We start from the raw sequence: 21,691 nt of genomic DNA, 5'->3' as shown, positions 1-21,691 counted from the left end.
GCGGGGCGGGGCAGCGGGGCGGCGGTCAGGCGACCGCGAGGCCGCGCGGGCGCCGCTGGCAGCGCGGGCAGCGCGTCGAGCCGCGGTTCGCCCACGCCTCGCGCACCATGATCGTGCCGCAGCGACGGCAGGGCTGGCCGCCGCGGCCGTAGGCGTTGAGGCTGTGCTCGAAGTAGCCGGCCTGCCCGTTGACGTTCACGTACTGCGCGTCGAAGGAGGTGCCGCCCTCGGCGAGCGCCTGCGCGAGCACGTCGCGCACATCGGCGAGCAGCGCGAGCGCGCGCACCTGCGAGAGCCGCTGGCCCGGCGTCGCGTAGTGCAGCCTGCTCCGCCACAGCGCCTCGTCGGCGTAGATGTTGCCGATGCCGGAGATCAGCTGCTGGTCGAGCAGCGCCGCCTTCACGCCCTGCCGACGCTGTCGCAGCCGGCGCGCGACCGCGACCGCGTCGAAGTCGGGATGCATCGGGTCGAGCGCGATGTGGGCGGCCTGGTCGGGGATGCCGTCGCGCGTCGGGCGCACCGCGAGACCGCCGAAGAGCCGCTGATCGGCGAAGCGGATCTCGAGCGCGCCGTGCCTCGGCTGCTCGAGCAGCAGGCGGATGCGCGTGTGGCGGTCGGCTGCCGCCCCCGGTTCGCGCACCAGCAGTTGGCCGGACATGCCCAGGTGCGCCAGCAGCGCGTCCTCGCCGTCGTCCAGCGGCACCCAGAGGAACTTGCCGCGGCGAGCGGGCTCGTCGAGCGTGCGGCCGACGAGCGCCGCCTCGAACGCGGCCGCGTCGCCGTCGTGGCGCGAGATCGAGCGCGCGTCGAGCACCTCGACGCCCTCCACGCGCGCGCCGCGGACGGCGAGCGCGAGGCCGGCGCGGACGACCTCGACCTCCGGCAGCTCCGGCACGTCAGTGCTCGGCGCCGGCGGCGGTGAGCTGGCCGTGCGCGGCGAGCGCGGCCGCCATCTCGGCGACCTTCTTGCTGGTGCCCGTGCCGCTCGCGACGGCTCGATCGTCGATGTGCACCGTGGCGGTGAACGTGCGCGCGTGGTCGGGGCCGGCGGCCTCGATCTCGTAGGCGGGGGCGCCCATGCCGCGCGCGGCAGCGACCTCCTGCAGCGCGGTCTTGGGGTCGAGCGCGGCGCCGGTGCGGCCGGGATCGTCGAGCAGCGGTGCGACGAGTCGCAGCACCAGCTGCGCCGACTCGGCGTGCCCCGCGCTCAGGAACGCGGCCCCGAAGATCGCCTCCATGGTGTCGGCCAGGATCGACGCCTTGTCGGCGCCACCCGATGCGGCCTCGCCCTTGCCGAGCAGGATGTGCTCGCCGAGCCCGATGCCGCGAGCCACCTCGGCCAGGGCAACGGTGGAGACGACGCCCGCGCGTCGCTTCGCGAGCTCGCCCTCGGTGGAGTCCGGGAAGCGGCGGTACAGCTCGATCGTGATGGCCTGCCCGAGGATCGAGTCGCCGAGGAACTCGAGGCGCTCGTTGTGCGGCACGCCGCCCTGCTCGTACGCCCAGGACCGATGGGTGAGCGCCAACGCGAAGAGCTCGGGGTCGATGTCGACCCCGAGCTGTTCCAGCAGTCGGCGCTGCGCCGCCGCGGCCGTCGGGTGATCCGATCCGGTCGTGGCGGCCGTGCGCGCGTGCTCCGTCATGCGACGGCGATCCTCGTCAGAGGGATCAGACGTCGGCGACCTTGCGGCCCTTGTACTCCATGTACAGCGGGGTGCCGGCCGAGTCCTCGACCACCTTCGCGCGGTGCGGGAGGCTGTAGACGGTCTTGCCGCCCTCGACCGTCTTGACCAGCGTGGGGGCCTCGGCCTTCCACTGCGAACGGCGCGCACGGGTGTTCGACCGCGACATCTTCCTCTTGGGAACAGCCATTGCTCACTCCTTCTTCGACGCCGGGGCGTCATCATCCGACGAGTCGTCGGCTACATCTTGTGCGAAACCTTGGAGCGCAGCCCACCGAGGATCGATGGTCTCCGCCGGCACGTGATCGGTGCCCGGCTCGAGCCGCTCCCCTGTCTCCGGGTCGAGCCCAGAGCAGTCCGGTCGGTCGACCGGTTGGAACGGCAGCGCCAGCACAACCGCGTCCCGGACCACCGAAAGCATGTCGACTGTTTCGTCGACCACGAGGTAGTCGGATTCCGACGCACCATCATACGCGAAGAGCTCGAGGAAGTCGACATGGAGGTCCAGGTCGAACTCGGTGAGGCATCGCGCGCAGGTCGCGAGCGCCATGGCATCAGCGGTTCCGGTCGCCAGGATGCCCTCGTGCACGCTCTCGAGGCGCAGCACCAGCTCGACGGGCTGATCGGGCAGCACCGCCGCGAGGCCTTCGCCGACCTTCTCCCCGAAGGGTGCGGTCCGATAGACCTCGCGCATGTGCCCCGGCTGGCGCGAGATGTCGCGCACAGAGATCACGAACGGATGGGGGGTGGGCATCCCTCCATCCTACGCCACGCGCGCGCCACGCGCCGAAGGGCGGGGATCGTGCCCGCGCGCCGCACGCAGTTCCTGAGGATTCCTGCCACGAGATGTCATGATGCATCCGTGTCGACCATGCGCGCGCTGCCCCTTGCCCTGATCGGCTGGCTCGTGTTCGTCGAGCTCACGAGCGGCGTGCTGCAGGGCTACTACGTCACCCTCACCCCGGACATCGCCCGCCACATCGGCGTCACCGATGCCGACGTCAACTGGTTCGAGGCCGGGCAGCTGCTGCTCTCGGCGCTCATGGTGCCGGTGCTCGCGAAGCTCGGTGACATGCACGGCCACAAGAAGATGCTGCTGGTCTCGACCGCGATCACCGCCGGTGCGAGCTGGTGGATGGCGTTCTCCGGCGACTTCGTGAGCTACCTCGTCGCCTTCTCGCTGCAGGGCGCCTACACCGTGTGGCTGCCGCTCGAGGTGGCGCTCATCTTCGACCGCGGCCGCCGCATGGGCGCCGCCCCCTCGGCGACCCGTCGCGCCGCCGGCCTGCTGGTCATCGCGCTGGAGGCCGGCGCCATCGTCGGCGCGCTCGGCGCCGCGATGGCCTTCGGCGCCTTCGGCGAGGCGATGTCGCCGACCCTCATGCTGCCCGCCGTCATGGTCACCGTCTGCTTCTTCGCGATCCTCTGGGGCGTGCCCGAGTCGGAGCCGCTCCCCGGCCGCAGCCTCGACGCCGGCGGCTTCGTGCTGCTGGCGCTGTCGCTGCTCACGATCACCTCCGGTCTCACGTTCCTCAAGATCGGCGGCCCCGAGGCGTGGTGGGGCTGGGCCGTGATGGCGCTCGGCGTCGCGCTGCTGCTGCCGTTCGGCAGGTGGGTGCTCGGCAAGGCGGACCCGGCCATCGACCTGCGCGTCATGCGTCGGCCGGAGATGTGGCCCGTGCAGCTCACCGCCGGACTCGTGGGGGTCAGCCTGCTCGGGGCGCAGACGCCGCTGGCGACCTACGCCGGCACCGACCCCGCCCTCGGCTACGGCCTGGGACTCGACGCGAGCGGGCGCTCGATCCTCATCGGCGTCTACCTGCTGTCGCTCATCGTCGGTGCCGCCGCGCTCGCGGTGCTCTCGGCGCGCGTGCGCCCGCGACTGCTCCTGATCGTCGCTGCCACGCTCGTCGGCGTCGGCTACCTGCTGCTCGTGCCGTTCCACCTGGAGATCTGGCAGGTGTTCGCCTGCATGGCCGTCGCAGGCGTCGGCTCCGGCGCGCTCGTGGGGGCGCTCCCGGCAGCCGCTGCAGCGGCAGCGCCACGCGGCCAGACCGGTGTGGCGGCCGCGATGACGAACACGACGAAGACCATCGGCGGCTCGTTCGCCTCCTCGATCTTCGCCATCGTGCTCGCCGTCGGCGCCATCGGCACCGCGGCCAGCATCGGCGGCTACATCGTGGTGTGGATCATCTGCGGCGTCACCGCACTCGTGGCTGCCGTCGGCCTCATCACGGTGCCGAAGCTGGCCTTCGCCGACCCGGAGCCGCAGGCCGAGCAGGCCGCGCCGGTCGGTTAGGCCTTCGCCCGCAGCGGCCCCTTGAACACGCGCCACGGATGCGTCTGGGCGACCGGCTTGATGATCGTCTCGTCGATCGAGACGTGCCCGGGCAGCGCCAGGATGTCGGTCATGACCTGCGCGACGTCGTCGGCCGAGAGCGGATCCTGCACGTCCCGGTAGACCGCGTCCGCCTTCTCCTTGTCGCCCTCGAAGCGCACCAGGCTGAACTCCTCGGTCCAGACCATCCCCGGCGCGATCTCCATCACGCGGATCGGCTCCCCGTGCAGCTCCAGCCGCAGCACGTCGACGAGCTGCTTCTCGGCGGACTTCGCGGCGTTGTAGCCGGAGCCGTTCGGGTACGGCACGGTCGCGGCGATCGAGGTGACGACCATGATCTCGGCGTACGAGCCGTCGACGGTCGATGCGCGCAGCAGCGGCAGCACTGCGTCGATGACGCGCTTGGTGCCGATGACGTTCGCCTCGAACATCCAGCGCCAGTCATCGATCGAGGTCTCGGCGAGCTCGGCCGCACCCTTCGCGCCGCCCGCAACCTGCACGAGGCTCGTGGGGCTGAACGCTGCCGCCGCCCGCGCGAACGCGGCGACCGACGCCTCGTCGGTGAGGTCGGCGACGAAGGTCTCGCAGCCGATCTCGGCAGCGAGTGCCGAGAGCCGCTCCTCGCGCCGGGCGACGGCGAGCACCTGCCAGCCGCGCGCCACCGCCTGCCGCGCCACCGCCTCGCCGATGCCGCTCGATGCTCCCGTGACGATGATCCGCTTCTCGCTCATGCCGCCATGCAACCAAACGCCGACCGGTTGCGCCAATCGATGCGAGTGTTACGTCATGCGACGCCGCCGCCTCGCCAAGCGCGAGGCACCGCCGCACACTGGTGGCACGACCTCATCACCCTGGCTCCGCCCAGGCCCAGCAAGGAGACACCATGAGCGACTGGAAGTTCGAGACCCTGCAGGTGCACGCCGGCGCCCAGCCCGATCCCACCACCAAGGCGCGGATCACTCCCGTCTACCGCACCACCTCCTACGTGTTCGACAGCACCGACCACGCCGCCCGCCTGTTCGGCCTGGCCGAGTTCGGCAACATCTACTCGCGCATCCAGAACCCCACCAACGACGTCGCCGAGCAGCGCATCGCCGCGCTCGAGGGCGGCACCGCCGCGCTGCTGCTCGCCTCCGGCCAGTCGGCGACCACCTACGCGATCCTGAACATCGCCGAGTCGGGCGACCACTTCGTCGCCTCCTCCTCGATCTACGGCGGCACCTACAACCTCTTCAACTTCACGCTCCGCCGGCTCGGCATCGAGGTGACCTTCGTCGCCGATCAGGACGACCTCGACGAGTGGCGTCGCGCCATCCGGCCCAACACGAAGGCGCTGTTCGGCGAGACGATCGGCAACCCGCGCATCAACCTGCTCGACATCGCCGGCGTCGCGTCGGTCGCCCACGACGCGGGCGTGCCGCTCATCGTCGACAACACCATCGCCACCCCGTACCTGCTGCGGCCGCTCGAGCACGGCGCCGACATCGTCGTGCACTCGGCGACCAAGTTCCTGGGCGGCCACGGCTCGGTCGTCGCCGGCGCGATCGTCGACGGCGGCAGGTTCCCCTGGTCCACCTCCGACCGCTTCCCGGGCCTCACGACGCCCGACGAGTCGTACCACGGCGTGACCTACACCGAGGCGCTCGGCGACGCCCTCGCCTACATCGTGAAGGCCCGCGTGACGCTGCTGCGCGACACCGGTGCGGCCGCGAACCCGGATGCCGCCTGGCAGCTGCTGCAGGGCATCGAGACGCTCTCGCTCCGCATCGACCGCCACGTCGCGAACGCCACGAAGGTCGCGCAGTTCCTCGAGGCCCACCCGCAGATCGCGGCGGTGCACTACGCGGGTCTGCCCTCCAGCCCCTGGCATGCGCGCGGCAAGCAGATCGCCCCCAAGGGCACCGGCGCCGTGCTCTCGTTCGAGCTCGTCGGCGGCGTCGAGGCTGGCAAGGCGTTCGTCGACTCCCTCGAGCTCTTCAGCCACCTCGCCAACATCGGCGACGTGCGATCGCTCGTCATCCACCCGGCGTCGACCACGCACGCGCAGCTGAGCCCCGAGCAGCAGCTCTCCGCCGGCGTCACCCCCGGCCTCGTGCGCCTCTCGGTCGGCATCGAGCACGTCGACGACCTCATCGCCGACCTGGTGCGCGGCCTCGAGGCTGCCGCCGCGGTGTCGACGCCGGTGCCGGCGGCGACGGCCTGACGAGCGCGGCAGGCGGGCACCCGTGGACTGGCAGCTGAGCGACGACGCGCAGCCGGCCGCCAGGGTGCCCGCGTCGCGCCTCCATGACGCGGTGCTCGCCGGGCCGGGCCACGTCAGCAGCGGCACCGTGCCCGTCACGGGCGCGTGGCGCCCCGGCGACGATCCCGGCGAGCGGCGCTTCGCCCGCATCGGCGACGTCGACGTCGAGGCAGGCGGCAGGATCGCGGATGCGGTGGTCGCCTACGAGACCTGGGGTCGCCTCAACGAGGCGCGCGACAACGCCGTGCTGGTGCTGCATGCGCTCACGGGCGACAGCCACGTGCGCGGACCGGCCGGTCCCGGACACGCGACCGCCGGCTGGTGGGAGGAGGTCGTGGGCCCGGGCCTCGCGATCGACACCGACCGGCACTTCGTCGTCGCCCCCAACATGCTCGGCGGCTGCCAGGGCACCACCGGGCCCGCGTCGCTCGCGCCCGACGGCATCGAGCTGGGGTCGCGCTTCCCCCGCGTCACGGTGCGCGACCAGGTCGAGGCGCAGCGCAGGCTCGCGGACCGCCTCGGCATCGCTCGCTGGCACGCGGTCGTGGGCGGCTCGATGGGCGGCATGCACGCGCTGGAGTGGGCGATCGCCCACCCGGAGCGGGTCGGCCGGACCGCGCTGCTCGCCTCCAACGCCGCCACGAGCGCCGACCAGATCGCGCAGAACACGCTGCAGCTCGAAGCCGTCACCACGGACCCCGGCTGGCTGGGCGGCGACTTCTACGATCTTCCCGCCGGCGCGGGGCCCGCTCGGGGCCTGGCGCTCGCGCGCCGGATGGCGATGCTCGGCTACCGCTCGCAGCAGGAGCTCAACGAGCGGTTCCAGCGCGCCTGGCAGTCGAGCCTCGACCCGCTCGCCGGCGGCCGCTTCCAGGTCGAGTCCTACCTCGACGTGCACGGCAACCGCTTCACGCGTCGCTTCGACGCCGGCTCCTACGTGCGGCTGGTCGACGCCATGTCGACGCACGACGTGGGCCGCGGCCGCGGCGGTGTCGAGGCGGCGCTCGCGCGCGTCACCTCACCGACGCTCGTCGTCGGCATCTCCAGCGACCGGCTCTTCCCCGTCGCCGACCAGCAGCGCCTCGCCGCCGGCATCCCCACCTGCACCTCCGGTGCCGAGCCCATCGTGCTCGAGAGCGGCTTCGGCCACGACGCGTTCCTCATCGAGTCCGGCCGCGTGGGCGACCTGCTCGCGACGCTCATCGCCTGAGAGGGCGAAGGGCCCCCGGCGCGCCGACCGCACGAGCATCCACACGGCGCCCACCAGGATCCCCACGTGCACGAGGTTGCGCAGCGTCAGCAGCAGCACCGCGAGCGGATCGGCGACCACCAGCGCGTCGTACGTCCACGGGAACTGCAGCTGGGTCAGCACGGCCACGGTGCCGATCGCTCCGACGCCGATCCAGTGGCGGCGCGCGCCCGCCTCGGCCAGCAGCAGCGCCGGGAGCGTGAGCCAGAGCACGAACTGGGGCGAGCCGACCTTGTTCGTCACGATCATCGCCGCGACGAGCGCGACGGCGAGCCAGACGATCGCCTCACGCCCGTGCGAGCGCCGCACCGCGAGCGCCCCGAGCACGGCCAGCGCCGCGACGGTGAGCACGAGCACCGGGGTGGCGAGATCGGCGATCCGCCCGACGCCGTCGAAGTCGACCTGGAACGTGTAGAGCTGACGGTCGAAGGAGACGTGGCCGTCGCCGACCGCCGCGAGCCACATGAACGGCGTGGCCGCGACCGCCTCGATCTGCAGGCCGCGGTCGCCCTGCTGGGTGAGGAACGAGAGCGCGTGCTGCGAGCCGAGCAGCAGCGCCACCAGCAGCACCGCCGCCGACACGATCGCCCCGGCCGCGAGGATCCTGCCGCGCTGCCGGCGCGCGATGAGCAGCGCGAGGTAGAGCACGCCGGGCCACACCTTCATCCAGGCCGCGACGGTGAACGCTGCCGCCGCCCAGCCCGTCCTGCCCTGCCGCAGCACGACCAGACCGATGACGCACACCGCCACCGCCACCGTGTCGATGCGAGCGAGCGCGACCGGCCCGAGCGCGAGCTGCAGGCCGAGCCACACCCACGCGAGCACGTGGCCACGCGGCACGCGCAGCAGCATCGCGAAGGCGACCGCGTCGAGGGCGGTGACCATGAAGATCCACACCAGCGGGAGCAGCTCCGGCCCCAGCAGGTTCGCGACCAGGATCGGCGCCCAGGCCAGCAGCGGATACACCCACTCGGCATCGATGCCGAGCCGTCGACCAGCCAGGCCCTCCTCGACCCAGAAGGGGTAGACCGCGAGCACGTCGCCGTAGGCGTCCGAGACGCTCGGGATGTTCGCGATCGCGAGCAGCGCGTGCACGCCCCCGAACGCGAGCCAGAGCCATGCGCGATCGCGCGTCAGAACAGCCTCCTGGTGGCGTCTCGCACTTCACCCACGAGCTCCTCGATGATGTCCTCCAGGAACAGCAGGCCGGTCGTGTCGCCGTGCTCGTCGAAGGAGCGGGCGATGTGCGCTCCGGTCGAGCGCATGAGCGCGAGCGCATCCTCGACCTCGGCGTCCTGGTAGATCGAGGCGAGCTGCCGGATGCGCTTCGACGGCACCGGCAGGTCGGCGTCGACGTCGTCGGCACCCAGCACGTCCTTGATGTGCACGTAGCCGTTCGGCGTGCCCTCGGCGTCCGTCACGACGTAGCGCGAGAAGCCGCGCTCGCGCACCGCCGCCTCGATGTCGGTGGGGGTCGCGTTCGGCGCCAGCGTGACGATCTCGTCGAGCGGCAGCGCCACGTCGCGCACGCGGCGCTCGGTGAACTCGAACGTGCGGCTGATCGCACCGGTGGGGTCGAACAGCAGCCCCTCGCGCTTCGAGGTCTCGACGATGGTCTCCACCTCGTCGATCGTGAACGCGCTCGCGGCCTCGTCGACCGGCTGCACGCCGAAGGCCCGCAGGATGCCGTTGGCCACCGCGTTCATGATCCAGATGACGGGCTTGAAGACGCGCGAGATGAGCACGAGCGGCGGCGCGAGCAGCAGCACCGCCCGGTCGGGCACCGAGAAGGCGGCGTTCTTCGGCACCATCTCGCCGAGCACCACGTGCAGGTAGGTCACGAGCAGCAGCGCGATCACGAAGGCGACGATCGAGACCACCTCCGGCGGGATGCCCGTCCACTCCAGCGGGCCCTCGAGCAGGTGGTGGATCGCCGGCTCCGAGACGTTCAGGATCAGCAGCGAGCAGACGGTGATGCCCAACTGGCACATGGCGAGCATGAGCGAGACATGCTCCATCGCCCACAGCGCCAGCTTCGCGGCGCGGTTGCCGCGGTCGGCCAGCGGCTCGATCTGGCTGCGCTTGGCGGAGATGACGGCGAACTCCGCGCCGACGAAGAAGCCGTTGGCGGCCAGCAGGATGACCAGCCAGAGGATGCCGAGCCAGTCGCTCATCGCTCCTCCTCCTGCGCTCGCGGCCGGTCGATGTGGCGCACGCGATCGACGCGGCGGCCATCGACGCGCTCGACCCGCAGCGTGCCGCTGTCGATCTCGACGGTGTCGCCGACGGTGGGCAGCGAGCCGAGCTCACTCATGATGAATCCGCCGACGGTCTCGTAGGGCCCGTCCTTCGGGATCGTGATGCGGGCCCGCTCGGCGAGCTCGTCAGGGCGGAACTCGCCGGGGAAGCTCGTCCAGCCCGGCCCCTGGATGACGTCGACGTGCATGCGGTCGTGCTCGTCCGAGACCTCCCCGACGACCTCCTCCACCAGATCCTCCAGCGTCGCGATCCCGGCAGTGCCGCCGTACTCGTCGACCACGATCGCCAGCTGGTAGCCGCTCTCCTTCAGGTCCGACAGCAGCGCATCCAGGTGCACCGACTCCGGCACCCGGTGCGGGTCCTCGGCGATCGCCGCGACGGGCACATCGGCGCGCCGATCGCGCGGCACCGAGATCGCCTGCTTGACGTGCGCGATGCCGATCACCTCGTCGAGGTCGCCATCGATGACGGGGAAGCGCGAGAAGCCGGTGCGGTGCGCGAGCGCGACCAGATCCGCGACCGAGTCGCCGCGCTCGATCGCCTCCACCCGCGGGCGGGGCGTCATCACGTCGCCCGCCGCGAGCTCCGAGAAGCGCAGCGTGCGCGACAGCAGCGTCGCGTGGTCGAGGTCGAGCGCGCCCTCCATGGCGCTGCGGCGCACGAGGGTCGTGAGCTCCTCCGCCGTCCTGGCGCCCGAGAGCTCCTCCTTCGGCTCGATGCCGATCGAGCGCAGGATGCCGTTGGCCGAGCCGTTGAGGCCGAGCACGGCGGGCTTGAAGACGGCGGTGAACGCTCGCTGGAAGGGCGTGACGGCGATGGCGGTGCCGAGCGGCTTCGCGAGCGCGAGGTTCTTGGGCACGAGCTCGCCGATGATCATCGACAGCACGGTCGCCCCGGTCATGGCGATGACGCTCGACGCGGGGCCGGCGACCGGCTCCGCGAGCCCCCAGGAGACCAGCACGGGCGTGAGGAGGCGCGAGATGGCGGGCTCCATCGTGTAGCCGGTGAGGAGCGTGGTGAGCGTGATGCCCAGCTGCGCGCTCGAGAGGTGCGTCGAGGTCTGCTTCAGCGCCTTGATGGTGCCGACCAGCCGGAGCTCGCCGCGGTCGCGCCGGGCTTCGACATCCGAGCGGTCGAGATTCACGAGCGCAAACTCGCTCGCGACGAAGAGGCCGGTTCCGATCGTCAGGATGACGCCGATGGAGATGAGGATGAGGTCCATCAGCCGATCGGATCCGGCTTGGGACTATGACTGTTGTCGTCGTTCACGAGGAGCATCATATCGACCGCGACCCAGGGCACCACGGTGGCGGGCCGCAGCCCGACGGGCGTGGCTCACCAGCTGACCGGGAGCGCCTTGCCCTCCTCGTAGCCGGCCGCAGACTGCACGCCGACGCGCGCGCGATCCCGGAACTCCGGCACGCTCGACGCCCCGGCGTAGGTGAACGACGAGCGCACGCCGGAGGTGATCATGTCGAGCAGGTCCTCGACGCTCGGACGCTGCGGGTCGAGCAGGATCGTGGAGGTCGAGATGCCCTCGGCGAAGAGCGTCTTGCGCGCCAGCTCGTACGCGTCCAGGCCGGCGTTGCGCCCCAGCACCGCGCGCGTCGAGGCCATGCCCCACGACTCCTTGTAGAGGCGTCCGCGCTCGTCGCGCTGCAGCCGCCCGGGCGCCTCGATGGTGCCGGCGAACCACGACCCGACCATGACGCTCGACGCGCCGGCGGCGAGCGCGAGCGCGACGTCGCGCGGGTAGCGCACGCCGCCGTCGGCCCACACGCGCGCGTCGAGCTCGAGCGCGGTCGCCGCCGTGTCCAGCACCGCCGAGAACTGCGGCCGACCGACCGCCGTCATCATGCGTGTCGTGCACATGGCGCCGGGACCGACGCCGACCTTCAGGATCGACGCGCCGGCGGCGACCAGGTCGCGCACGCCGTCGGAGGAGACCACGTTGCCGGCCGCGACCGGCAGCGCGTCGCCGACCGCGGCGCGCACGGCCTCGAGCGCGCGCAGCATGCCGCCCTGGTGGCCGTGCGCGGTGTCGACGACGATGACATCCGCGCCCGCCTCCACGAGCGCCGCCGCCTTCGCGCCCGGGTCGCCGTTGATGCCGACCGCCGCGGCGACGTGCAGGCGGCCGGATGCGTCCAGCGCGGGCCGGTAGATGTCGGCGCGCAGGGCGCCCAGCCGTGAGGCGATGCCGAGGCAGCGACCGCCATCGACCACGGGCGCGACCTCGACGCCGGCGCGCTCGAGCGCGGCGAACATGGCGCGGCCGTCGGCGACGTCGGCGGGCGAGAGCTCCGGCAGGCGGGAGTGCAGCAGGTCGCCGAGCGTGGCGTCCGGCAGCGCCGAGGCCAGCCGCTCGGCCGGGATGGCGCCCAGCATCTCGCCGTCGGCGCCCTCGATCACGACGCAGTGTCCGGGGAGCGCCGGCACCCGCTCGAGCACGGCGGCGACGACGTCGCCGGGCCTCGCCGTGTGCGCCGACTCGAGGCCGATCGGCTGCGCCTTCACCCACGCGATCGAGCGGCACGTGTCCTCGATCGGCGGATCCTGCGTCAGCACGGCGAGCGCACCACGGCGCGCGAGCGTCGCGGCCATGCGCGGGCCGGTGACCGAGTTCATGTTCGACGCCACGATCGGCAGCGTCGCGCGCGTGCCGTCGTCGGGTGAGAGATCGACGCTCATGCGCGACCCGATGTCGCTGCGGCTGGGCACCAGGAAGACGTCCGAGTAGGTGAGGTCGTGCTCGGGGATGTCGTCGATGAAGCGCATACGACCAGGGTAGATGTGCGCGCCGAGCGCTCAGTCCTTCGCCTGGCTCCAGTCCTCGACGATCGCGGTCTGCACGGGGAAGTCGATCGGGAATCGTCCGAACAGCAGCCGGCCGGCCTCCGCCGCGGCCGCCCCGACCGTCTCGGCCACCTCTGCCGCGCGCTCGGCAGGCGCCTGCACGATCACCTCATCGTGCAGGAAGCAGACGAGCGCGGCGCCGTCGATGTCGCGGATGCCGCGCCGGATGCCCGCCATCCAGGCCAGCGCCCATTCGGCAGCGGTCCCCTGCACGACGAAGTTGCGCGTGAAGCGGCCCCACGCGCGCGCCTGTCGCTGCCCGCGCTGATCGTCGCCCCACGGGGCTGGCAGCGGCGAGGTGCGCCCGAGCCACGTGCGCACCCGCTCCCGACGCTCGCCGGCTCTGGCAGCCGACTCCACGACACCCATCGCCTTCGGGTACGCGCGCGCCAGCCGCGGCAGCACCACCGCCGACTCCCCCGTGGTGCCGCCGTAGAGCGCCCCCAGCATGCCGAGCTTCGCCTGCTGCCTCGTGGCGACGACGCCGCGATCGACCAGGCCCCGGTACAGATCGGTGCCGCGGCCCGCGTCGGCCAGCGCCTCGTCGCGCGCGATGGCCGCGAGCGCGCGCGGCTCGAGCTGCGCGGCGTCGGCGACCACCAGTCGCATGCCCGGCTCCGCGGCGACCGCTCCGCGGATCTGCCGGGCGATCTGCATCGCGCCGGAGCCCTCTGTCGCCCAGCGCCCCGTGACGACGCCGCCGGGCACGTACTCGATCGCGAGCCGGCAGCGGCCCTGCGCGTCGCTGCGAGCCCAGCGCTGCGCCCACGACCAGCCGTTCGCGGTGTGCAGCCGCGCGAGGTGCTTGTACTCGATGAGCGGCGCGATGACCGGATGGTCGTGCTCGCGCAGCTCCCAGCGCGCCGTCGAGGCGACGTCGACGCCGGCCCGCTTGAGCGCCTTCAGCACCTCCTGCGGCGAATCGGGGTTGAGCGACGGCGTCGCGAGCGCTGCGCGGATCTCGACCGCGAGCGCCTCCATCCTGCGCGGCCGCGAGCCGGGGCCCGTGCCCGCGTGGCGCTCCCCCAGCGCGCCGACCAGCAGCGCGTCGTGCCGGGCGCGATCGAACGGCAGGCCCTGGCGGCTGAGCTCCACCGACAGCACCCCGCCCATCGACTCGGCGGCGGCGAGCATCCGCAGCCCTGCATCGTCGCCGATCGCCGCCTCCTGCAGCGCCAGCTGCGCCGCGAGCGCATCGAGCGGCTCCGCCTCCGGGGCCAGCGAGAAGAGCCCCCCGGCGTCGGCGCGCAGCGGCCGGGCCCACCGCTCCTCCGCCTCGATGCCGCGAGCCTCGACGAGGATCCGATGCACGAGCCGCACATCCCGCACCCGCTCCAGCGCGAGCCCGGCGTCGAGCAGCGAGCCCGCGATCGCCCTGGCGTCCTGCCAGACGATGCGCGCCCCCGGCGCGGCCACTCGGGGATCGTCGGCGACCCGCGCGCTCGCGTGCACCGCGACATCCCTCGCGCGCCCGTCCGCCAGGGTCGCCACCGCGATGCGCGCCCCGCGGTCGAGCGGTGCGACGCCCACGTCGAAGCTCGCGGCGACCATGCCTGCACGCTAGTGCGCCGCGCCCACTCCCGATGTCGGCCCGGATGCGGCACGATGGACGTCGGAGACAGCGATGACTGCGCAGGTGGTGGTGCTCAACGCGACGCTCGAGCCCATCGGCGTCGCTTCGCTGCAGCGCGCGGTGGCGTTCATCGTCAAGGAGCGCGCGCAGATCATGCTGGCGGCCGATGGCGTCATCCGCTCCAACTCGCTCGAACTCCCCGTGCCGCGCGTGGTGGTCTTCAACGACTACGTGCAGATCCCGCACACGCGCCTGTATGCACCGGTGCCGTGGAGCCGACGCGGCGTGCTCGCGCGCGACGACCACCGCTGCGCGTACTGCGGCGCGCCCGGCGCGACGATCGACCACATCCATCCGGCCTCTCGCGGCGGCGCCTCGACCTGGCTCAACACGATCACCGCCTGCGTCGCGTGCAACGGCGCCAAGGGCTCGCGCACCCCGGCCGAGGCGGGCATGCGCCTGCGGTTCGAGCCTCGCGTGGTCTGGCGGCGCGAGGTGCTGCTGCTCGCTGTCGCAGCCGCCGGCGTCGACCTGCAGGAGCTCGGCCTGGCGCATTGAGCCTGCCGCGCGCGCCACTATGCTTGTCGGCAGTGTCGCCGCGGACTGCCTGCGGCATGCCCGGAGATTTCGAAAGAGGCGATCGATACCGTGTCCACCCCTGCGGACGACAACGATTTCGGAGCGAACGAGTGGCTCGTGGAGGAGCAGTACCAGCTCTTCCTCAAGGACAAGGACTCGGTCGCCCGATCGTGGTGGCCCATCCTGGAGCGCTACGCCGCCCAGCGTGACGCCGGTGGCGCCGCCACCAGCATGAGCGAGGCGCCCCCTGCGAACGCGGCGCCCAAGGCCCCCGCACCGGCACCGGCATCGGCATCGGCATCGGCATCGGACGCACCCGAGCCCAGCGCACCCGAGCCCAGTGACGCACCCGAGCCCCGCGATGCACCCGAGCAGGCCGCCGCGCCCAAGCGACCCACGCCGCCGCGGCAGCCGCAGCGAGCCGAGTCGCGCCCCGACCAGCCGGTCGACTCGGGTGAGGCGCAGCGTGCGCAGGATGCGCCGCAGGAGGAGACCGAGGGACAGGCCGAGACACCGGCGCCCGCGACCAAGGCCGACGGCGGCATCGTCGCCAAGACCACCGGCCAGGCCGCCCGGCCGATGCCGGTGCCGGCGGATGCGCCGACGGCAGTGGAGAAGAAGGCTCCCGCCGACGACGAGCCGAGCGAGGAGCCAGTCGTCACGACGCTCCGCGGCATGCCGAAGACGCTCGCCGTGAACATGGACAAGTCGCTGTCGATGCCGGTCGCCACGAGCGTCCGCACCGTGCCGGCGAAGCTCATGATCGACCAGCGCATCGTCATCAACAACCACCTGCGGCGCACCCGCGGCGGCAAGGTGTCGTTCACGCACATCATCGGCTATGCCCTCGTGCAGGCGCTCAAGGCCTTCCCGAGCCAGAACGTCTACTACGACCTGGTCGACGGCAAGCCCGCGATGATCGCGCCGCCGCACGTGAACCTCGGCATCGCCATCGACATCCCCAAGCCCGACGGCACCCGCGCGCTGCTGGTGCCGAGCATCAAGGCGTGCGAGACGATGAACTTCCAGGAGTTCGTCGCCGCCTACGAGGCGCTCGTGAAGAAGGCTCGGGCCAACAAGCTCGATGCGGGCGACTTCGCCGGCACCACCATCTCGCTCACCAACCCGGGCGGCATCGGCACCGTGCACTCGGTGCCGCGCCTGATGCCGGGGCAGGGCTGCATCATCGGCGTCGGCGCGCTCGACTACTCGGCCGAGTTCATGGGCTCGAGCACCGAGACCCTCGCCAACGCGGGCGTCGGCAAGACCGTCACCCTCACCTCCACCTACGACCACCGGGTGATCCAGGGCGCGGGCTCCGGCGAGTTCCTGAAGATCGTGCACGGCCTGATCGTGGGCGAGCAGGACTTCTACAAGGGCATCTTCGCCGACCTGCGGATCCCCTACGAGCCCATCAAGTGGGCGACGGATGTCGCGGTGCGCGAGGCCGACGAGCTCTCGAAGCAGACGCGCGTCACCCAGCTCATCAACGCGTTCCGCGTGCGCGGCCACCTGATGGCCGACATCGATCCGCTGGAGTACGTGCAGCGCACGCACCCCGACCTCGAGATCGAGCAGCACGGGCTGTCGTTCTGGGATCTCGACCGGGAGTTCGTCACCGGCGGGTTCGGCGGCAAGCGCTCGGCGCTGCTGCGCGACATCCTCGGCGTGCTGCGCGACTCGTACTGCCGCACGATCGGCGTCGAGTACATGCACATCGCCGACCCGGCGCAGCGCCAGTGGTTCCAGAGCCATCTCGAGGTGCCCTACGTCAAGCCGACCCACGACGAGCAGATGCGCATCCTGCGCAAGCTCAACGAGGCAGAGGCCTTCGAGACCTTCCTGCAGACGAAGTACGTCGGCCAGAAGCGCTTCTCGCTGGAGGGCGCGGAGTCGATGATCGCGTTCCTCGACGCGATGCTCGCCGGCGCGGCCGAGTCGGGCGTCGAGGAGGTCGCGATCGGCATGCCGCACCGCGGCCGCCTGAACGTGCTCACCTCGATCGCCGGCAAGACCTACGGCCAGGTGTTCGAGGAGTTCGAGGGCGCCGCCGTCTTCCAGGGCTCTGGCGACGTCAAGTACCACCTCGGCAATGCCGGGGAGTTCACCGCCGCCGACGGCTCGACCGTGCCGGTCTACCTCGCCGCGAACCCGTCGCACCTCGAAGCGGTCAACGGTGTGCTCGAGGGCATCGTGCGCGCGAAGCAGGATCGCCTGGCAGACGGCGACTACAACGTGCTCCCCGTGCTCGTGCACGGCGATGCCGCGAACGCCGGGCAGGGCGTGGTGTTCGAGACGCACCAGCTCTCGCAGCTGCGCGCCTACAGGACCGGCGGCACGGTGCACCTGGTCGTGAACAACCAGGTCGGCTTCACCACGCCCCCGACGGAGTCGCGCTCGTCGACCTACGCCACGGATGTGGCGAAGTCGATCCACGCGCCGATCCTGCACGTCAACGGCGACGACCCCGAGGCGGTCGTGCGCGTCGCCGAGCTGGCGTTCCAGTATCGCCAGGAGTTCAACCGCGACATCGTCATCGACCTCATCTGCTACCGGCGCCGCGGCCACAACGAGGGCGACGACCCCACGATGACCCAGCCGCTCATGTACTCGCTCATCGAGCAGAAGCGCTCCGTGCGCACCCTCTACGCCGAGAACCTCGTCGGCCGCGGTGACATCACCAAGGAGGAGTACGAGGCGGCCCAGGCCGACTTCCAGGGCAAGCTCGAGCGCGCCTTCATGGAGACGCATGCGGCCGCGACGGGATCGATGCCCGTGGTGACGCCGGAGCTGACCGAGATCGCGACCAGCGAGCCAGAGGCCACCGGGGTCGACGCCGCCGTCATCGCGGCCATCGGCGATGCGCATGGCAACCCGCCGGACGGGTTCACCGTGCACCCGAAGGTGCAGCAGGTGCTGGACAAGCGCGTCAAGGCGAGCCGCGAGGGCGGCATCGACTGGGCGTTCGGCGAGCTGCTCGCGCTCGGCACGCTGCTGCTCGAGGGCACCCCCGTGCGGATGTCCGGCCAGGACACGCGTCGCGGCACGTTCGTGCAGCGCCACGCGGTCATGCACGACCGGGACAACGGCCAGGAGTGGCTGCCGCTGGCCAACCTCGGCGAGGAGCAGGGTCGCCTGTCGATCTACGACTCGCTGCTCAGCGAGTACGCCTCGATGGCGTTCGAGTACGGCTACTCGGTCGAGCGCCCCGACGCGCTCGTGCTGTGGGAGGCGCAGTTCGGCGACTTCGCCAACGGGGCCCAGATCGTCATCGACGAGTTCATCGCCTCCGCCGAGCAGAAGTGGAACCAGCACTCCTCGCTCGTGCTGCTGCTGCCGCACGGCTACGAGGGCGCGGGTCCCGATCACTCGTCCGCCCGCATCGAGCGCTTCCTCCAGATGGCCGCCGAGAACAACATGACGATCGCGCGGCCGTCCACCCCGGCGAACCACTTCCACCTGCTGCGTCGGCAGGCGTACTCGCTGCCCCGGCGCCCACTCGTGGTCTTCACCCCGAAGGCCATGCTGCGGCTGCGGGATGCGACGAGCGCGGTCGAGGACTTCACCACCGGTCGCTTCCAGCCGGTGATCGACGACCAGCAGGTGCAGGACGCGGGAGCCGTCAAGCGGGTGCTGCTCCACTCGGGCAAGATCCACTACGACCTCAAGGCGGAGATCGCCAAGCGCGGTCGCTCCGACGTCGCACTCGTGCGGGTCGAGCAGCTCTACCCACTGCCGGTCGACGAGATCAACGCCGCCGTCGACCGCTACCCCGACGCGCAGCTCGTCTGGGTGCAGGAGGAGCCGCTCAACCAGGGCTCGTGGCCGTTCGTGCACCTGGCACTCCCCCGCCACCTGCACGGGCGCACGCTCCGGGTCGTTGGTCGCCCGCAGTCCGCGAGCCCCGCCACCGGCTCGGCCAAGCGGTCGGCGCGCGAGCTCACGACCATCCTGGAGTCGGCGCTGGGCTGATCCAGCCCCGCTGTCGAGCCCGACCCTCAGGAACGGCTCAGCAGGCACGGGTCCCCGCATGCGAAGGGTGCGGGGATCTTTGCGCGCCCGCCGTTGTTGGACCTCGCAAGTTTGCACATACTGTTACCAAACACTGTTATCGCTGACGGATGATCCTCCGGCGGCCAGCAGGGAGCGGGGGCAGACGTGCAGAGGGCAGCAACACCAGCAACAGCACGGTGGTTCGGCGGAGCTCCCGCGGCAGCCGGCGTGGGTGTCCTCCCCGGCCTGCCGCTGACCGGAGCGCAGTCGCCGAGAGCGACCCCCGCCCTGGCCCGACGACTGCAGCGCGACCGCCGCATCCGCGCGCGGCTCTCGCTCACCGACGCATCGATCATCCTCTTCGCGACCGTCACCACGACGATGGGCGTGCTCTGGGCGACACCCAGCTTCGACATCCTCTACCCAGAGCTCGTGCTCGCCACGCCCGCGCTCGCGGCCGCCGTGTGGCTGATCGCGCTGGTCGGCTTCCGCTCCCGTGAGACGGCGATGCTCGGCTCGGGCGCGCTCGAGTACCGCCGCGTCGTGCACGCGACGGCACTCGCGTTCGGCGTGCTCGCCGTGCCGTGCATCGCCTTCGACTGGCCGGCGATGCGGCTGCAGCTGCTCATCGCGCTCCCCGCCGGCCTCCTCGCGCTGCTCGTGGGCCGCTGGCAGTGGCGCCGGTGGCTCATCAGCCGCAGGCGCATCGGCGATCATGTCGCGCGCACGATCCTGGTGGGTGATCGCGACGAAGTGGCCTACGTGCTCGAGCGGCTCGGCAGCATGCGCGACCTCAACTACCACGTGCTCGGCGCCGCGATCGAGGGCGACGGAGGCCAGCCCCTCACGCTGCGCGACCGCACCATCCCCGTGCTGGGCTCCAGGTCCGCGCTGTGCGAGACGGCCGAGCGCATGGGCGCCGACACGGTGATCCTGGCGAGCAAGCCGGATGCCGATCCCGACTACCTCACGCAGCTCAGCCGGCAGCTCGAGGGCACCTGCGCAGAGCTCGTGCTCTTCAGCCGGCTCACCGATGTCGCCGGTCCGCGCATCTCCTTCCGCCCGGTCGACGGCCTGCCGCTCATCCAGGTGCAGATCCCGACCTTCGACGGCGGCAAGCACGTGCTCAAGCGCGCGACCGACATCGTCGTCGCCGGGCTCGCGCTCATCGCCGTCGCCATCATCTCGGTGCCGATCTCGATCGCGATCAAGCTCGACTCCTCGGGCCCGGTGCTGTTCCGGCAGGAGCGCGTCGGCCGCGACGGCCGCACGTTCATGATGCTGAAGTTCCGCACCATGCGGGTCGATGCCGAGCAGCAGCTCGAGGCCCTCAAGGAGCAGAACGACGGCGCCGGCCCGCTGTTCAAGCTGCGGCACGATCCCCGCGTGACGCGCGTCGGTCGCTTCCTCCGCAAGCACTCGCTCGACGAGCTGCCGCAGTTCTGGAACGCGCTCAAGGGCGAGATGAGCGTCGTCGGCCCGCGCCCTCCGCTGCCGGATGAGGCGACCAGCTACGACGGCACCGTGCTGCGCCGGCTGTACCTGAAGCCCGGCATCACGGGCCTGTGGCAGGTCAGCGGCCGCAGCGACCTCTCCTGGGATGAGAGCGTGCGGCTCGACCTCCGCTACGTCGAGAACTGGTCGGTCATGGAGGATCTCATGATCATCTTCCGCACCGCTCGCGTCGTCGTCCACCCGGCCGGCGCCTACTAGGAGCACCCATGCGCATCGCCATGCTCGGCACCAGGGGCGTGCCCGCCGCCTACGGCGGCTTCGAGACCGCAGTCGAGGAGATCGGCGCTCGGCTCGCCGCGAACGGCCACGAGGTCACCGTCTTCGGTGACCGCACCGATCCCGAGATCAGCGAGCACCGCGGCATGCGCATCGTGCACGTGCCCTCCGTGCCGCTCAAGCAGCTCGAGACGCTCAGCCGCACCGGCATCGCCACGATGCGCGCACTCGCTCGCGCGAAGCCGGATGTCGCCTTCGTGTTCAACGCCGCCAACGCGCCCTACGTCTCGCTGCTGCGAGCCGGTCGCGTGCCGGTCGCGGTGCACGTCGACGGGCTGGAGTGGCGCCGAGCCAAGTGGGGCGGGGCCGGCCGCGCCTACTACCGCTGGGCGGAGCAGCGCGCGGTGCGCACCGCCGACGCGCTGATCGCGGATGCGCCGGGCATCGCCGAGTACTACGCGACCGAGTTCGGCGCTCCGACCGAGCTGATCCGCTACGGCGCTCCGGTGCTGCAGCGCGGCGCCACCGCGCCGCTCACCGCCATCGGGCTGGAGCCGGAGCGCTTCCACCTGGCGGTCGCGCGCTTCGAGCCCGAGAACCACGTGCTCGAGATCGTGCAGGGCTACCGCGAGAGCGACGCGCAGCTGCCCCTCGCGGTCGTGGGGTCGGCGCCGTACAGCGCCGAATACACGCGGGCGGTGCACGAGGCCGCCGCGGGCGACGAGCGCATCCGCCTGCTCGGCGGCGTCTGGGATCAGGAGCTCCTCGACGCGCTCTACGCGCACGCCTACACCTACCTCCACGGCCACTCGGTCGGCGGCACGAACCCGTCGCTGCTGCGCGCCATGGGCGCTGGCACCGCGACCATCGCGTGGGACGTCGACTTCAACCGCGAGGTGCTCGACGACGACGCCTGGTGCTTCGACAGCCCGGCATCGCTCGCGGCGATCCTCGCGCAGGTGGAGGCCGACGAGCCGCAGGTGATCGCCCGCGGCCTCCGCAACCAGGATCGGGCGATCCGCGACTTCCGCTGGGACGACGTGGCGCGGGACTACGAGCGCCTCGCGCTGGACCTCGCGGCGGGCGCATCGATCCACACCACGGCGCGGCACGCCCGCCGCGGCGATCCCGAGCCCGATTCCCGCGCCTCGCCCGTGCTCGCATGAGTGGGCAGCGGCACAGCACGGCG

The 21,691-nt window shown here is 71.8% G+C and carries 16 protein-coding genes and 1 pseudogene; 7 read left to right on the top strand and 10 right to left on the bottom strand.

Going from position 1 to position 21,691, the window contains the following annotated elements; translation table 11 throughout:
- Nucleotides 1-25: 25 nt before the first annotated feature.
- The 4 genes from mutM to ABG090_RS04880 are packed head-to-tail and all read right to left on the bottom strand — an operon-like array spanning nt 26 to nt 2,436.
- Complete coding sequence (gene mutM / locus ABG090_RS04895) at nt 26-895, bottom strand: bifunctional DNA-formamidopyrimidine glycosylase/DNA-(apurinic or apyrimidinic site) lyase (RefSeq protein ID WP_347756930.1); 870 nt, start codon at nt 893-895, stop codon at nt 26-28.
- Nucleotide 896: 1 nt separating this feature from the next.
- Nucleotides 897-1,643, bottom strand: coding sequence for a ribonuclease III (gene rnc, locus ABG090_RS04890; protein ID WP_347756929.1), 747 nt, complete (start codon nt 1,641-1,643; stop codon nt 897-899).
- Between the two features lie 25 nt (nt 1,644-1,668).
- Nucleotides 1,669-1,872 (bottom strand): 50S ribosomal protein L32, encoded by a 204-nt coding sequence (gene rpmF / locus ABG090_RS04885; RefSeq protein WP_347756927.1) that lies wholly within the window; start codon nt 1,870-1,872, stop codon nt 1,669-1,671.
- A gap of 3 nt (nt 1,873-1,875) precedes the next feature.
- Nucleotides 1,876-2,436 carry a YceD family protein gene (locus ABG090_RS04880; RefSeq protein ID WP_347756925.1) on the bottom strand — a complete coding sequence of 187 codons (561 nt, stop codon included), beginning with the start codon at nt 2,434-2,436 and terminating at the stop codon, nt 1,876-1,878.
- 117 nt (nt 2,437-2,553) lie between these two features.
- Here ABG090_RS04880 and ABG090_RS04875 point away from each other — a divergent pair, with 117 nt between their 5' ends.
- The gene (locus tag ABG090_RS04875) at nt 2,554-3,981 is read left to right on the top strand and encodes an MFS transporter (RefSeq protein WP_347757491.1); all 1,428 of its coding nucleotides are present in this window, start codon (nt 2,554-2,556) and stop codon (nt 3,979-3,981) included.
- Here ABG090_RS04875 and ABG090_RS04870 read toward each other — a convergent pair.
- The gene (locus ABG090_RS04870) at nt 3,978-4,751 is read right to left on the bottom strand and encodes an SDR family oxidoreductase (RefSeq protein ID WP_347756924.1); all 774 of its coding nucleotides are present in this window, start codon (nt 4,749-4,751) and stop codon (nt 3,978-3,980) included. The genes ABG090_RS04875 and ABG090_RS04870 overlap by 4 nt on opposite strands.
- A 152-nt stretch (nt 4,752-4,903) precedes the next feature.
- Between ABG090_RS04870 and ABG090_RS04865 the strand changes: the two genes are divergently transcribed.
- On the top strand, nt 4,904-6,223 hold the full coding sequence (locus ABG090_RS04865; RefSeq protein WP_347756922.1) for a bifunctional o-acetylhomoserine/o-acetylserine sulfhydrylase: 1,320 nt from the start codon (nt 4,904-4,906) through the stop codon (nt 6,221-6,223).
- 22 nt (nt 6,224-6,245) lie between these two features.
- Nucleotides 6,246-7,472, top strand: coding sequence for a homoserine O-acetyltransferase (locus ABG090_RS04860; RefSeq protein WP_347756921.1), 1,227 nt, complete (start codon nt 6,246-6,248; stop codon nt 7,470-7,472).
- Nucleotides 7,473-7,817: 345 nt separating this feature from the next.
- On the opposite strand, the pseudogene ABG090_RS04855 reads toward ABG090_RS04860, so the two are convergent.
- The 5 genes and pseudogenes from ABG090_RS04855 to ABG090_RS04835 all read right to left on the bottom strand — a co-directional run.
- Nucleotides 7,818-8,477: pseudogene (locus ABG090_RS04855) on the bottom strand (glycosyltransferase 87 family protein); the annotation flags it as partial.
- Nucleotides 8,478-8,644: 167 nt separating this feature from the next.
- Nucleotides 8,645-9,685: a hemolysin family protein gene (locus ABG090_RS04850; RefSeq protein ID WP_347756919.1), complete on the bottom strand. Its 1,041-nt coding sequence runs from the start codon at nt 9,683-9,685 to the stop codon at nt 8,645-8,647.
- Nucleotides 9,682-10,992: a hemolysin family protein gene (locus ABG090_RS04845; protein ID WP_347756917.1), complete on the bottom strand. Its 1,311-nt coding sequence runs from the start codon at nt 10,990-10,992 to the stop codon at nt 9,682-9,684. Before ABG090_RS04845 ends, ABG090_RS04850 begins: the two co-directional genes overlap by 4 nt.
- A gap of 113 nt (nt 10,993-11,105) precedes the next feature.
- Nucleotides 11,106-12,548: a GuaB1 family IMP dehydrogenase-related protein gene (locus ABG090_RS04840; RefSeq protein ID WP_347756915.1), complete on the bottom strand. Its 1,443-nt coding sequence runs from the start codon at nt 12,546-12,548 to the stop codon at nt 11,106-11,108.
- 30 nt (nt 12,549-12,578) lie between these two features.
- Entirely contained in the window at nt 12,579-14,177 is a 1,599-nt protein-coding gene (locus ABG090_RS04835) for a bifunctional 3'-5' exonuclease/DNA polymerase (protein ID WP_347756913.1), read from the bottom strand.
- A 73-nt stretch (nt 14,178-14,250) separates the two neighbouring features.
- On the opposite strand from ABG090_RS04835, the gene ABG090_RS04830 reads away from it, so the two are divergent.
- From ABG090_RS04830 to ABG090_RS04815, 4 genes are all read left to right on the top strand, one after another.
- Complete coding sequence (locus ABG090_RS04830; protein WP_347756912.1) at nt 14,251-14,757, top strand: HNH endonuclease; 507 nt, start codon at nt 14,251-14,253, stop codon at nt 14,755-14,757.
- A 90-nt stretch (nt 14,758-14,847) separates the two neighbouring features.
- Complete coding sequence (locus ABG090_RS04825; RefSeq protein WP_347756910.1) at nt 14,848-18,750, top strand: multifunctional oxoglutarate decarboxylase/oxoglutarate dehydrogenase thiamine pyrophosphate-binding subunit/dihydrolipoyllysine-residue succinyltransferase subunit; 3,903 nt, start codon at nt 14,848-14,850, stop codon at nt 18,748-18,750.
- Nucleotides 18,751-18,999: 249 nt separating this feature from the next.
- Nucleotides 19,000-20,484 carry a sugar transferase gene (locus tag ABG090_RS04820; protein ID WP_347756908.1) on the top strand — a complete coding sequence of 495 codons (1,485 nt, stop codon included), beginning with the start codon at nt 19,000-19,002 and terminating at the stop codon, nt 20,482-20,484.
- Nucleotides 20,485-20,492: 8 nt separating this feature from the next.
- Nucleotides 20,493-21,668, top strand: coding sequence for a glycosyltransferase (locus ABG090_RS04815; RefSeq protein ID WP_347756906.1), 1,176 nt, complete (start codon nt 20,493-20,495; stop codon nt 21,666-21,668).
- Nucleotides 21,669-21,691: the final 23 nt, after the last annotated feature.

Source organism: Agrococcus sp. ProA11, from assembly GCF_039880525.1.
Lineage (GTDB): Bacteria > Actinomycetota > Actinomycetes > Actinomycetales > Microbacteriaceae > Agrococcus > Agrococcus chionoecetis.
The sequence above is the reverse complement of the archived record's forward strand: the minus strand, read 5'-3'. Positions and strand labels throughout refer to the sequence as shown.